Origin of the sequence: Streptomyces sp. NBC_00726 (genome assembly GCF_045161735.1) — a bacterium.
GTDB lineage: Bacteria > Actinomycetota > Actinomycetes > Streptomycetales > Streptomycetaceae > Streptomyces.
Window position 1 is genome coordinate 2325499 of the sequence record NZ_CP108983.1, and the last position, 13678, is coordinate 2339176.

7 protein-coding genes and 2 rRNA genes are annotated in these 13678 nt (G+C 65.4%); 1 reads left to right on the plus strand and 8 read right to left on the minus strand.

Going from position 1 to position 13678, the window contains the following annotated elements; translation table 11 throughout:
- Positions 1–12: 12 nt before the first annotated feature.
- From OG338_RS10235 to OG338_RS10245, 3 genes are all read right to left on the minus strand, one after another.
- A 23S ribosomal RNA gene (locus OG338_RS10235) occupies positions 13–3137 on the minus strand.
- Between the two features lie 305 nt (positions 3138–3442).
- Positions 3443–4968: ribosomal RNA gene (locus OG338_RS10240) — 16S ribosomal RNA — on the minus strand.
- Together the 16S and 23S rRNA genes form the textbook arrangement of a ribosomal RNA operon.
- Positions 4969–5636: 668 nt before the next feature.
- Positions 5637–6644, minus strand: coding sequence for a stage II sporulation protein M (locus OG338_RS10245; protein WP_405937015.1), 1008 nt, complete (start codon positions 6642–6644; stop codon positions 5637–5639).
- 116 nt (positions 6645–6760) lie between these two features.
- On the opposite strand from OG338_RS10245, the gene OG338_RS10250 reads away from it, so the two are divergent.
- Entirely contained in the window at positions 6761–7648 is an 888-nt protein-coding gene (locus OG338_RS10250; protein WP_405937016.1) for an RDD family protein, read from the plus strand.
- 2 nt (positions 7649–7650) lie between these two features.
- Here the strand turns inward: OG338_RS10250 and OG338_RS10255 are convergent, their stop codons facing one another.
- From OG338_RS10255 to OG338_RS10275, 5 genes are all read right to left on the minus strand, one after another.
- A complete protein-coding gene (locus OG338_RS10255; RefSeq protein ID WP_018103984.1) occupies positions 7651–8262 on the minus strand; it encodes a hypothetical protein in 612 nt (203 codons plus the stop codon).
- Between the two features lie 177 nt (positions 8263–8439).
- A complete protein-coding gene (gene ahcY, locus OG338_RS10260; RefSeq protein WP_405937017.1) occupies positions 8440–9897 on the minus strand; it encodes an adenosylhomocysteinase in 1458 nt (485 codons plus the stop codon).
- Positions 9898–10165: 268 nt separating this feature from the next.
- Positions 10166–11179 (minus strand): cation diffusion facilitator family transporter, encoded by a 1014-nt coding sequence (locus OG338_RS10265; protein WP_405937018.1) that lies wholly within the window; start codon positions 11177–11179, stop codon positions 10166–10168.
- 87 nt (positions 11180–11266) lie between these two features.
- Positions 11267–12439, minus strand: a complete 1173-nt coding sequence (gene manA / locus OG338_RS10270) for a mannose-6-phosphate isomerase, class I (protein WP_405937019.1) — start codon at positions 12437–12439, stop codon at positions 11267–11269.
- A gap of 67 nt (positions 12440–12506) precedes the next feature.
- Positions 12507–13643, minus strand: a complete 1137-nt coding sequence (locus tag OG338_RS10275) for an SIS domain-containing protein (protein WP_405937020.1) — start codon at positions 13641–13643, stop codon at positions 12507–12509.
- Positions 13644–13678: the final 35 nt, after the last annotated feature.

Genomic DNA, 13678 nt, shown 5'->3' on the forward strand with positions numbered 1-13678 from the left:
ACGCGAGCAACTGAGGACAAGCCCTCGGCCTATTAGTACCAGTCAGCTCCACCCGTTACCAGGCTTCCACATCTGGCCTATCAACCCAGTCGTCTACTGGGAGCCTTAACCCCTCAAGAGGGTGGGAATACTCATCTCGAAGCAGGCTTCCCGCTTAGATGCTTTCAGCGGTTATCCTTTCCGAACGTAGCCAACCAGCCATGCCCTTGGCAGAACAACTGGCACACCAGAGGTTCGTCCGTCCCGGTCCTCTCGTACTAGGGACAGCCCTTCTCAATATTCCTACGCGCACAGCGGATAGGGACCGAACTGTCTCACGACGTTCTAAACCCAGCTCGCGTACCGCTTTAATGGGCGAACAGCCCAACCCTTGGGACCGACTCCAGCCCCAGGATGCGACGAGCCGACATCGAGGTGCCAAACCATCCCGTCGATATGGACTCTTGGGGAAGATCAGCCTGTTATCCCCGGGGTACCTTTTATCCGTTGAGCGACAGCGCTTCCACAAGCCACTGCCGGATCACTAGTCCCGACTTTCGTCCCTGCTCGACCCGTCGGTCTCACAGTCAAGCTCCCTTGTGCACTTACACTCAACACCTGATTGCCAACCAGGCTGAGGGAACCTTTGGGCGCCTCCGTTACCCTTTAGGAGGCAACCGCCCCAGTTAAACTACCCATCAGACACTGTCCCTGATCCGGATCACGGACCCAGGTTAGACATCCAGCACGACCAGAGTGGTATTTCAACGACGACTCCACAACCACTGGCGTGGCCGCTTCAAAGTCTCCCACCTATCCTACACAAGCCGAACCGAACACCAATATCAAACTATAGTAAAGGTCCCGGGGTCTTTCCGTCCTGCTGCGCGAAACGAGCATCTTTACTCGTAGTGCAATTTCACCGGGCCTATGGTTGAGACAGTCGAGAAGTCGTTACGCCATTCGTGCAGGTCGGAACTTACCCGACAAGGAATTTCGCTACCTTAGGATGGTTATAGTTACCACCGCCGTTTACTGGCGCTTAAGTTCTCAGCTTCGCCACCCCGAAGAGCAGCTAACCGGTCCCCTTAACGTTCCAGCACCGGGCAGGCGTCAGTCCGTATACATCGCCTTACGGCTTCGCACGGACCTGTGTTTTTAGTAAACAGTCGCTTCTCGCTGGTCTCTGCGGCCACCCCCAGCTCACCGAGTAAATCGGATCACCAAAGATGGCCCCCTTCTCCCGAAGTTACGGGGGCATTTTGCCGAGTTCCTTAACCATAGTTCACCCGAACGCCTCGGTATTCTCTACCTGACCACCTGAGTCGGTTTAGGGTACGGGCCGCCATGAAACTCGCTAGAGGCTTTTCTCGACAGCATAGGATCATCCACTTCACCACAATCGGCTCGGCATCAGGTCTCAGACTCATATGCACGACGGATTTGCCTACCGTGCGTCCTACACCCTTACCCCGGGACAACCACCGCCCGGGCTGGACTACCTTCCTGCGTCACCCCATCGCTTACCTACTACCACCTTGGTTCATCGGCTCCACCACTACCCTCAACTCCGAAGAGATCAGGCCGGCTTCACGGACTTAGCATTAATGGGCTCAGTACTGGGCGTTTCAAAGCGGGTACCGGAATATCAACCGGTTGTCCATCGACTACGCCTGTCGGCCTCGCCTTAGGTCCCGACTTACCCTGGGCAGATCAGCTTGACCCAGGAACCCTTAGTCAATCGGCGCACACGTTTCTCACGTGTGTATCGCTACTCATGCCTGCATTCTCACTCGTGAACCGTCCACAACTACCTTCCGGTGCTGCTTCACCCGGCACACGACGCTCCCCTACCCATCCATACAGGCGTTAACCCTATGTGTATGAATGACACGACTTCGGCGGTACGCTTGAGCCCCGCTACATTGTCGGCGCGGAATCACTTGACCAGTGAGCTATTACGCACTCTTTCAAGGGTGGCTGCTTCTAAGCCAACCTCCTGGTTGTCTCTGCGACTCCACATCCTTTCCCACTTAGCGTACGCTTAGGGGCCTTAGTCGATGCTCTGGGCTGTTTCCCTCTCGACCATGGAGCTTATCCCCCACAGTCTCACTGCCGCGCTCTCACTTACCGGCATTCGGAGTTTGGCTAAGGTCAGTAACCCGGTAGGGCCCATCGCCTATCCAGTGCTCTACCTCCGGCAAGAAACACACGACGCTGCACCTAAATGCATTTCGGGGAGAACCAGCTATCACGGAGTTTGATTGGCCTTTCACCCCTAACCACAGGTCATCCCCCAGGTTTTCAACCCTGGTGGGTTCGGTCCTCCACGAAGTCTTACCTCCGCTTCAACCTGCCCATGGCTAGATCACTCCGCTTCGGGTCTAGAGCGTGCAACTCAAACGCCCTATTCGGACTCGCTTTCGCTACGGCTTCCCCACACGGGTTAACCTCGCTACACACCGCTAACTCGCAGGCTCATTCTTCAAAAGGCACGCAGTCACGACGCACCGAGCAAGCTCGATGCGCGACGCTCCCACGGCTTGTAGGCACACGGTTTCAGGTACTATTTCACTCCGCTCCCGCGGTACTTTTCACCATTCCCTCACGGTACTATCCGCTATCGGTCACCAGGGAATATTTAGGCTTAACGGGTGGTCCCGCCAGATTCACACGGGATTTCTCGGGCCCCGTGCTACTTGGGTGTCTCTCAAACGAGCCGTCAATGTTTCAGCTACGGGGGTCTTACCCTCTACGCCGGACCTTTCGCATGTCCTTCGCCTACATCAACGGTTTCTGACTCGTCTCACGGCCGGCAGACCATGAAAGAGAGATCCCACAACCCCACATACGCAACCCCTGCCGGGTATCACACGCATACGGTTTGGCCTCATCCAGTTTCGCTCGCCACTACTCCCGGAATCACGGTTGTTTTCTCTTCCTGAGGGTACTGAGATGTTTCACTTCCCCTCGTTCCCTCCACACTGCCTATGTGTTCAGCAGCGGGTGACAGCCCATGACGACTGCCGGGTTTCCCCATTCGGACACCCCCGGATCAAAGCTCGGTTGACAGCTCCCCGGGGCCTATCGTGGCCTCCCACGTCCTTCATCGGTTCCTGGTGCCAAGGCATCCACCGTGCGCCCTTAAAAACTTGGCCACAGATGCTCGCGTCCACTGTGCAGTTCTCAAACAACGACCAGCCACCCACCACCCTGCTCCGAAGAACAAGTTCACTGGGGCCGGCAACCGAAGAACGACCATCACGGCCGTACCTTCAGATACCCAACAGCGTGCCCAACCCGACCCATTCGCCTTCACGTTCCACGCCCCGAAGAGCAGTACTGGTGAACACTCATGTGCCGTGCCGAGTAGTCAACGTTCCACCCATGAGCTACCAGCACCGGACATTCGCCGGTGTTCTGGCCTCTGACCAAGCAAGGCTTGGTAAGAAGTGCTCCTTAGAAAGGAGGTGATCCAGCCGCACCTTCCGGTACGGCTACCTTGTTACGACTTCGTCCCAATCGCCAGTCCCACCTTCGACAGCTCCCTCCCACAAGGGGTTGGGCCACCGGCTTCGGGTGTTACCGACTTTCGTGACGTGACGGGCGGTGTGTACAAGGCCCGGGAACGTATTCACCGCAGCAATGCTGATCTGCGATTACTAGCAACTCCGACTTCATGGGGTCGAGTTGCAGACCCCAATCCGAACTGAGACCGGCTTTTTGAGATTCGCTCCGCCTCACGGCATCGCAGCTCATTGTACCGGCCATTGTAGCACGTGTGCAGCCCAAGACATAAGGGGCATGATGACTTGACGTCGTCCCCACCTTCCTCCGAGTTGACCCCGGCAGTCTCCTGTGAGTCCCCATCACCCCGAAGGGCATGCTGGCAACACAGAACAAGGGTTGCGCTCGTTGCGGGACTTAACCCAACATCTCACGACACGAGCTGACGACAGCCATGCACCACCTGTACACCGACCACAAGGGGGGCACCATCTCTGATGCTTTCCGGTGTATGTCAAGCCTTGGTAAGGTTCTTCGCGTTGCGTCGAATTAAGCCACATGCTCCGCTGCTTGTGCGGGCCCCCGTCAATTCCTTTGAGTTTTAGCCTTGCGGCCGTACTCCCCAGGCGGGGAACTTAATGCGTTAGCTGCGGCACCGACGACGTGGAATGTCGCCAACACCTAGTTCCCAACGTTTACGGCGTGGACTACCAGGGTATCTAATCCTGTTCGCTCCCCACGCTTTCGCTCCTCAGCGTCAGTAATGGCCCAGAGATCCGCCTTCGCCACCGGTGTTCCTCCTGATATCTGCGCATTTCACCGCTACACCAGGAATTCCGATCTCCCCTACCACACTCTAGCCTGCCCGTATCGACTGCAGACCCGGGGTTAAGCCCCGGGCTTTCACAACCGACGTGACAAGCCGCCTACGAGCTCTTTACGCCCAATAATTCCGGACAACGCTTGCGCCCTACGTATTACCGCGGCTGCTGGCACGTAGTTAGCCGGCGCTTCTTCTGCAGGTACCGTCACTTTCGCTTCTTCCCTGCTGAAAGAGGTTTACAACCCGAAGGCCGTCATCCCTCACGCGGCGTCGCTGCATCAGGCTTTCGCCCATTGTGCAATATTCCCCACTGCTGCCTCCCGTAGGAGTCTGGGCCGTGTCTCAGTCCCAGTGTGGCCGGTCGCCCTCTCAGGCCGGCTACCCGTCGTCGCCTTGGTAGGCCATTACCCCACCAACTAGCTGATAGGCCGCGGGCTCATCCTTCACCGCCGGAGCTTTCAACCTTCTCCCAGGAGGGAGAAAGTATTATCCGGTATTAGACCCCGTTTCCAGGGCTTGTCCCAGAGTGAAGGGCAGATTGCCCACGTGTTACTCACCCGTTCGCCACTAATCCACCCCGAAGGGCTTCATCGTTCGACTTGCATGTGTTAAGCACGCCGCCAGCGTTCGTCCTGAGCCAGGATCAAACTCTCCGTGAATGTTTTCCCGTAATCGGGGAACACATCACGAGAGCGGAACAATCAGGTCGGAATATGACCTGTTGTCCACTGCGTCCTCGCTGTGTTTTGCCTACCCGACCCGCAAAGGCGGGACCGGTAGGGCTTTCAAAGGAACCTCCAACCTGCCGAAGCAGGCCGGGGTATCAACATATCTGGCGTTGACTTTTGGCACGCTGTTGAGTTCTCAAGGAACGGACGCTTCCTTTGTACTCACCCTCTCGGGCTTTCCTCCGGGCGCTTCCCTTCGTTCTTGCGTTTCCGACTCTATCAGACTCTTTCGTGTCCGATTCCCGGCCGAAGCGGGTCTTTCTTTTGCCTTTCAGCGGTTTCAACCTTACCAGACTCATTTCGTTCCGTTTCCGGTTCGAATTTGATTCCGGTGGCCGTTGAAGTGGCCTTGCCTTTCGGCTGATTCGACTTTATCAGAAGCGTTTCGACCGAACCTAATCGGCTTCAACTTCAGAAAGTGAGAATCGAATGGCTCTGCGGAAATTCGATTTCCGGTGAGAGCGAGATACATATTAGCTGGCTGAACCCGAACTTGTCCAGTTCGAGGCAACCGTTAAAATCTACCTCCCCCACGTCGCCGTGTCAACGGTTTTTTGGGGCGAAGAGGAGACTAGCAGGTCAGCAAGGCCAGATGCACATCAGGCGGCGGTCGGCAGCTCGGCGCTTCGTTCGACCGCGTCCAGGTCGCCCGCCTCGCCGGCGCGGGCCGCGCGTCCGCCGAGCACGTAGACGTACAGGAGGAACAGCAGCTCGGCGGCTATGCCCAGTGAGATGCGGGCCCAGGTGGGCAGGCCGGACGGGGTCACGAAGGCTTCGATTACGCCGGAGACGAACAGCACCAGCGCCAGGCCGATGGCCATGCCGAGCGCGGCGCGTCCCCGTTGTGCCAGGGCCGCGCGGCGGGTCTGCGGGCCCGGGTCGATGACGGTCCAGCCGAGGCGCAGACCGGTGCCGGCGGCGACGAAGACGGCCGTCAGCTCCAGCAGCCCGTGCGGAAGGATCAGGCCCAGGAACGTGTCGAGGCGGCCCGCCGAGGACATCAGGCCGATGCCGACCGCCAGGTTGACCACGTTCACGAAGAGGATCCAGAGCACCGGCACGCAGAGGAAGCCGCCCAGGACCAGGCACATGGCGGCGGCCTGCGCGTTGTTCGTCCAGACCTGGGCGGCGAAGGAGGTCGCCGGGTGGCTGGAGTAGTACGTCTCGTACTCGCCGCCCGGGACCGTCATGCGGCGGAGGTCTTCCGGGGCCGCGATGGCCGACTGGACCTCCGGATGCGTGCCGATCCACCAGCCCATCAGCGCGGCCAGGAGCGTCGAGAGGACGGCGGTCGGTATCCACCAGTGCCGGGAGCGGTAGACCGCGGCGGGGAATCCCGCCGTGAGGAAACGTACGACGTCGCGCCAGGACGCACGGCGTGTGCCGGTCACCACGGAACGGGCGCGTGCGACCAGCTGGGTGAGCCGCGCGACGAGCAGGGGGTCCGGGGCGCTGGACTGGATGAGGGAGAGATGGGTCGCCGTGCGCTGGTAGAGGTCGACCAGTTCGTCGGCTTCCGCGCCGGTCAGCCGGCGTCCTCGGCGCAGGAGACGGTCCAGCCGGTCCCACTCGACGCGGTGGGTGTGGACGAAGACATCGAGGTCCATGGTCGGCTGCTGCTCCAGGCATGGGTACGTACCGGGTCGTACGACTGTGGCGTCGCGGATCAGCTTGGCAGACTGTGGGGCCGCCGGGCAGGGGCCTGTGGACAAGGGGTGGGGCGATGAGTGAACTCGTGACCGGGGACGCGGTCGTGCTGGGGCTCCGGCCCGCAAAGCTGCCGAGCCGTGCGCTGGCGCTGGCCATCGATCTGGTCGTGGTGGGAACGGTCTTCGGTCTCGTGGCGCTGGGGCTGGCCTTCGCCAGTGGCTCGCTGGACGACGCCGCGTGGGCCGCGGTGTCCGTCGCCGTCTTTCTGCTGGTCCCGGTGGGCGGACCGATCGCGGTCGAGACGCTGAGCCACGGCCGTTCGCTCGGGAAGCTGGCGTGCGGGCTGCGGGTCGTACGGGACGACGGAGGGCCCATCCGGTTCCGTCACGCCCTCGTACGCGGGGCGCTGGGTGTCGTGGAGATCCTGCTGACGTTCGGGGTCGTCGCCGTCGTCGCGTCGCTGGTCTCGGCGCGTGGCCGACGGCTCGGGGATGTCTTCGCGGGGACGCTGGTCGTACGGGAACGGGTTCCGGCGGGGCGGGCCGCGGCCGTTCCGCCGCCTCCGCCGTGGCTGGTCGGGCGGTTCGGCGGGCTGGACCTGTCGGCGGTTCCGGACGAGCTGTGGCTCGCGGTACGGCAGTACTTGACGCGGATGCATCAGCTCGACGCCTCCGTGGGCAGGGCCATGGCGGAACGGCTCGGCGTGGAGGTCGCCGCGCGCACCGGGGCTCCGCCCCCGCCGGGCGTCCCGGCCGCGGCCTACTTGGCCGCCGTGGTGCACGAGCGGCAGGTGCGGGACGCGCAAAGGGCGTGGCAGGTCGCCCATGCCGGGCCGACGCGGATCGCACCGGCGCCTCAAGTCCGCGTACGAACGGTCGAGAATGCCGTACGCCCTGGTGCCGGTACGGCCGACGAGGAGGCGGGGCGTCCGCCTGCCACCGGGTTCGTGCCGCCGGCCTGAGGTCAGCGGTCGGAGGGTGGGGATTCCAGGTCTTCGAGCTCGATGCCGGGGGCGGAGAGCACCACGTCGCCGGCGAGGTGGATCGTGTGCCGTTCGCCCGTGTCCAGGGCGCTGACCTGGTATTCGTCCACCGTCAGGGGGCCGTTGTCAGTGGGGTGCGCTTCACTGTTCACCAGGGCCCAGGACTGGTCGAGGGTACGGGGGGCGAGGACCGGGTCCGTGAAGGTGACGACCCGGACGCGGGTCTCGGGGGAAGCGGGGGTGAGGCGCAGCAGACGAGCGGTCGCGACGAGGAATGCGGGGGACGTGCCGTTGAAGGCGTGGGCGCGGACATTGCCTTCGGTGGCGTGGGTGCCCGTCGGGTCGGTACGGACCCAGGTGAGGCCCTCCAGGGCGGCACCGCGGACCTGCCAGTCGGCGGAATGGAGTTCGAGTCGGAGGGGGCGGCCGAGTTCATCGAGGGTGAGGTCGACGGATCCCAGGTGACTGCCGGACGGGGCGGTCGTTTGGGAGATGTAGCGCCAGCCGGACGGGCCGGGCGCGCAGTGGAAGTGTTCTTCGCCGAGAGGGGTGTGGTCGTGGACGTCGTGGAGCGAATATCGGCCGCGGGGCATGGGGTCCTTCAAGTCCTCGGCTCGTGCGGGTGCGGTACGGCGCAGGCCCCCGACACGGGGGTGCGGGGGCCTGCGTTCGTCACTGCTGCTGGTCGGCCCGGGCCGCGCTGAGCGCCCGGTGCCGGCTCGGATCGGCCGGACCGTTCGAGGTCCGGCCGATCCGGGCCGGTAGAGCGATCAGTAGCGGTAGTGGTCGGGCTTGTACGGGCCGTCGACCTCGACACCGATGTACGCGGCCTGCTCCGGGCGGAGGGTCGTCAGCTTGACGCCGAGGGCGTCGAGGTGAAGGCGGGCGACCTTCTCGTCCAAGTGCTTGGGCAGCACATACACGTCGGTCGGGTACTCCTCGGGCTTCGTGAACAGCTCGATCTGCGCCAGCGTCTGATCCGCGAACGAGTTGGACATCACGAACGACGGGTGGCCCGTGGCGTTGCCCAGGTTCAGCAGACGGCCCTCGGACAGCACGATCAGGACCTTGCCGTCGGGGAACGTCCAGGTGTGCACCTGCGGCTTCACCTCGTCCTTGACAATGCCCTCGATCTTCGCCAGGCCGGCCATGTCGATCTCGTTGTCGAAGTGACCGATGTTCCCGACAATCGCCTGATGCTTCATCCTGGCCATGTCCGAAGCCATGATGATGTCCTTGTTCCCCGTCGTCGTGACGAAGATGTCCGCCTGCTCCACCACGTCGTCCAGGGTCGCGACCTGGTAGCCATCCATGGCCGCCTGCAACGCGCAGATCGGGTCGATCTCCGTGACGATCACCCGGGCACCCTGACCGCGCAGCGACTCCGCGCAGCCCTTGCCCACATCGCCGTAACCACAGACCACGGCGGTCTTCCCGCCGATCAGGACGTCCGTGGCACGGTTGATGCCGTCGATCAGCGAGTGGCGGCAGCCGTACTTGTTGTCGAACTTCGACTTCGTCACCGCGTCGTTCACATTGATCGCGGGGAAGAGAAGGGTGCCCTCGCGGTGCATCTCGTACAGGCGGTGGACACCCGTCGTGGTCTCCTCCGTGACGCCACGGATCTCGGAGGCCAGCTGCGTCCACTTCTGCGGGGACTCACCCAGCGTGCGGTTGAGGAGCGTCAGGATGTACGCGAACTCCTCGCTGTCCGCCGTCGCCGGGTCCGGGGCCGCGCCGGCCTTCTCGAACTCGACGCCCTTGTGGACGAGGAGGGTGGCGTCACCACCGTCGTCCAGGATCATGTTCGGACCACCGGTCGGCGTGTTCGGCCAGGTCAACGCCTGCTCCGTGCACCACCAGTACTCCTCCAGCGACTCACCCTTCCAAGCGAACACCGGCACACCCGCCGGCGCCTCGGGGGTGCCATTCGGGCCGACCGCGATGGCGGCGGCCGCGTGGTCCTGGGTCGAGAAAATGTTGCAGGACGCCCAACGCACCTCGGCGCCGAGGGCAACCAGGGTCTCGATCAGCACCGCCGTCTGCACGGTCATGTGCAACGAGCCGGTGATGCGGGCACCGGCCAGCGGCTGCGCGGCGGCGTACTCCTTGCGGATCGACATCAGACCGGGCATCTCGTGCTCGGCCAAGGTGATCTCCTTCCGCCCGAAAGCGGCAAGGGAGAGATCGGCGACCTTGAAGTCCTGTCGGTTGGCGACCGTCGTCATAACGGGCTGCTCCTCGTGATGGAGTCGAGGGTGGGTAGGGCGGCTCTGCGGCGGCGGGCACAGGAATGCCCGGGCGCTCGCAGCGCAGTCCGTCGGAGGCCCTCTCTCCCTCGGCCGGTCCGGCGTACGGACCGATCGACCGCCATCAGCAGCGACGTCTGACACTGCCGTCGAATCTACACCGAACGGCGCAGCCGCTCCCAGTCCACCGGGGCGGTTCCGGGGCGGGAGCGGCTGTGTCGGGTGCGTGATGGCGGGTCCGGTGCGGTCAGTGGCCGGATTCCGTCGGGTCGGTGTCGTCCGGGCCCGCCGGGGTGTCGGCCGCGTCGGCGCCGGGGGTCTTGGCCGGGTTGGTGCCGGCCGCTGCCGCAGCCGCGTTGTAGATGTCCGGCTCCAGGTAGATCACCCGGGCGATCGGGACTGCGGCGCGGATGCGGGACTCGGCGGCGTTGATGGCGTTGGCGACCTCGTCGGCGGTGTCGTCGTGCTGGACCGCGATCTTGGCGGCGACCAGCAGCTCTTCCGGGCCGAGGTGGAGCGTGCGCATGTGGATGATGCCGGTGACGGTGTCGCCGTCGACCACGGCGGCCTTGATCTTCTCGACCTGGTCGGCGCCGGCCGCTTCGCCGAGCAGCAGGGACTTGGTCTCGACGGCCAGCACGAGCGCGATGGCGATCAGCAGGATGCCGATGCACAGGGTGCCGATGCCGTCCCACACGCCGTTGCCCGTGCCGAGGGCCAGGCCGACGCCGCCGAGGGCGAGGACCAGACCGATGAGCGCGCCGAAGTCCTCAAGGAGCACGACGGGGAGTTCCGGGGCCTTCGCGCGGCGGATGAAGTCCGTCCAGCTGAGCGAGCCGCGGGTCTCGTTGGACTCCTTGATCGCCGTGCGGAAGGAGAAGCCCTCGGCGATGATCGCGAAGATCAGGACGCCGAACGGCCAGTACCACGCCTCCAGCTCGTGGGGGTGGCGGATCTTCTCGTAGCCCTCGTACACCGCGAACATGCCGCCGACGGAGAACAGGACGATGGAGACGAGGAAGGCGTAGATGTAGCGCTCGCGGCCGTAGCCGAAGGGGTGCTGCGGGGTGGCCTCGCGCTGGGCCCGCTTGCCGCCGAGGAGCAGCAGGCCCTGGTTACCGGAGTCGGCGAGCGAGTGGACGCTCTCCGCGAGCATCGACGAGGAACCGCTGAACAGGAACGCCACGAATTTGGCCACTGCGATCGCGAGGTTGGCGCCGAGTGCCGCCACGATCGCCTTGGTTCCGCCTGACGCACTCATGGGTGCCTGGTGTCCCTTCTTCGGTTTGCGGCTCCGACGGCCGCGGTGTGGCGGCACATTGTTGCAGCCGTCGTCACGGACGGGGTGTCAGGCCACCACTGTCGCGCGGAACAACGTGCCCGCTCCGGACACGTGTACCCGCTCGCCGGCCGGTACGAAGACCGATTCGCCGGGTGCGAGGGCGAGGTCGCCGGCGCTCGGGGCGCCCGCCGTGCACAGCAGGATCTGCGGGGTGTGCGTGGTCAGGTCGGCGGGGGCGGCGCCGGGTGACAGGTCGAAGCGGGACAGGCGGAATTCGTCCACCGGCGTCTCGTACAGCTCCTCGCCCGCCGGGGACGCCTCCGGGCGCAGGATGCCCGGGTCGGTCGACTCGAAGCGGACGATGCGCAGGAGTTCGGGGACGTCGATGTGCTTGGGCGTCAGGCCGCAGCGCAGCACGTTGTCCGAGTTGGCCATGATCTCGACACCGAGGCCGTCGAGGTACGCGTGCGGGACGCCGGCGCCGAGGAACAGGGCCTCGCCAGGCTGGAGCCGTACGTAATTGAGCAGCATGGCCGCGATGACGCCCGCGTCGCCGGGGAAGTGGTGGGCGATGCGGGCGTACGGGGCGTAGGCGCCGCCGATCCGTTCGGCGGCGGCCGCGGCGGCGGTCACCGTCTCGGCCATCTCGTCCGGGTCCGCACTGAGGATCGCCGTCAGGACCTCGCGCAGCGCGGCTTCCTCGGGCTGGGCGCGGAGCAGGTCCGCGTACGGCTTGAGCGAGTCGACGCCCAGGCCCTCCATCGCCTCGGCCGCCTCCAGGGGGCGGCGGAATCCGCACAGGCCGTCGAAGGGGGTGAGCGCGCAGATCAGCTCGGGCTTGTGGTTGGCGTCCTTGTACGTGCGGTGGGGGGCGTCGATCGGGACGGACCGGCGCTCCTCGTCCGTGTAACCCGCCTTGGCCTGGTCCTGGTTCGGGTGCACCTGGAGGGAGAGGGGGGCGCCCGCGGCGAGCAGCTTGAGGAGGAAGGGCAGGCGGGGGCCGAACTTCTCGACGGTCGCCGTGCCGAGTTCGCGGGCGGGGTCGGCGTCGATGACGTCGGTGAGGGGCTGCTCGGCGGGGGCGGTTTCGGTGCGGGTGATCCGGGAAGGGGCGCCCGGGTGGGCGCCCATCCACATCTCCGCCTGCGGCTCGCCGGTGGGGGCGACGCCCAGCAGAGCGGGGATCGCGGTGGTCGAGCCCCAGGCATACGGGCGCACGGTGTTGGAGAGCCGGTCCATGGATCAGTCCTTGTGTTGCTGTGTGCGGTGCGGTGTCGCCGCGCTGTGTTGACGTTGTACGAGGTGTTCAGGCACCGGCCGTCGAGGCGAGCGACAGGTAGACCGCGGCGAAGTCGGTGACGGCGAGCAGCTCGGCCAGGGATTCGAGGGTGCTGCCCTCCTCCGGTTCGAGCTCGCTGATCGCGGTGTCGTGGCCGAGGGCCAGTTCGCGGGCGGCGGGGGCGGCGCTGAGGCCGCCGGTCGGGCGGTCGCGGAGCAGCACCACCCGGGCGTGCAGGGGTTCCGAATCCTCGACGCGGTCGCGGAAGAAGTCGTCCGGGTCCGCGCCCGCGGCGAAGGCGCCCGCCAGCAGGCCGCCGTGCGTGGGAAGCGCCTCCGGGAGTGCGGCGGCGAGGGCCGGGCGGCCCGAGAGCTCCGAGAGGACCGCGGCGAAGCGGCGTCCGACGGGGCCGGCCGCCTCGCCCTCCGTCCAGATCAGCGGGAGGGTGTCCGCGAGTTCGGCGGCGAGGGTCTTGGCCGGGTTGCTGTACGTGGCGATGGCCGGGCCGCAGCGCTCCGCCGTGCGGTCCAGGCGGTCCGCGACGCTCTGGAGCGCGTCGGCGGGGGCGGTGACCAGGCCGACGCGGTCGAGCAGGGCGAGGAGCGGGGTGAGCAGGGCCCAGAGGGTGCCGGGGCCTGCGGCCGATGTCTCGGCGTCGTACTCACCGTGCGGGGCGGAGGCCATCGGGACGACGAGGCCGTGCACTCCGTGTACCGCCTCGCGCAGCGGGGAACGCAGGGGGGCTACGGCCACGACCGTGCAGCCCCTGCGGTACGCCTGCTCCGCGAGGAGGGCGAGGCCCGGTTCGGAGCCGTCCGCGGTGGCGATGAGCAGCAGGTCCACGGAGCCGGCCCAGCCGGGCAGGGTCCAGCGGAGTGCGCCGGGGGCGGGGGCGACGCCGGTCGGGGGGATGCGGGTGACCGGGGCGGAGGCGCCGGCGAGTGCGGCGATCAGGTCCGCGACGCCGGTCGCGGCGGTGCCGGGGCCGGCGACGAGCACCGCGCGGGGGCGGCCCTCCGCCTTCAGCTCGGTGATCCCGGCCTCTGTCGCGTGCCGGGCGGCGGTGCGGACCCGGGCCCCGGCCTCGGCGGCGCCGCGGAGCAGGTCGCGGCGGTCGGCTCGGGCCAGGGCTTCGGGGGCGTCGAGCAGCGACTCGTCGAGCATGGGGCGGTCCTCCGGTGCGGGGTGCGGGGCGGCCG

Excerpts from the sequence above, each read along its gene's own strand:
- OG338_RS10265 (WP_405937018.1), bottom strand. The coding sequence starts at position 11,179 with ATGAGTGCGTCAGGCGGAACCAAGGCGATCGTGGCGGCACTCGGCGCC.
- OG338_RS10255 (WP_018103984.1), bottom strand. The coding sequence starts at position 8,262 with ATGCCCCGCGGCCGATATTCGCTCCACGACGTCCACGACCACACCCCT.
- manA (WP_405937019.1), bottom strand. The coding sequence starts at position 12,439 with ATGGACCGGCTCTCCAACACCGTGCGCCCGTATGCCTGGGGCTCGACC.
- ahcY (WP_405937017.1), bottom strand. The coding sequence starts at position 9,897 with ATGACGACGGTCGCCAACCGACAGGACTTCAAGGTCGCCGATCTCTCC.
- OG338_RS10245 (WP_405937015.1), bottom strand. The coding sequence starts at position 6,644 with ATGGACCTCGATGTCTTCGTCCACACCCACCGCGTCGAGTGGGACCGG.
- OG338_RS10250 (WP_405937016.1), top strand. The coding sequence starts at position 6,761 with ATGAGTGAACTCGTGACCGGGGACGCGGTCGTGCTGGGGCTCCGGCCC.
- OG338_RS10275 (WP_405937020.1), bottom strand. The coding sequence starts at position 13,643 with ATGCTCGACGAGTCGCTGCTCGACGCCCCCGAAGCCCTGGCCCGAGCC.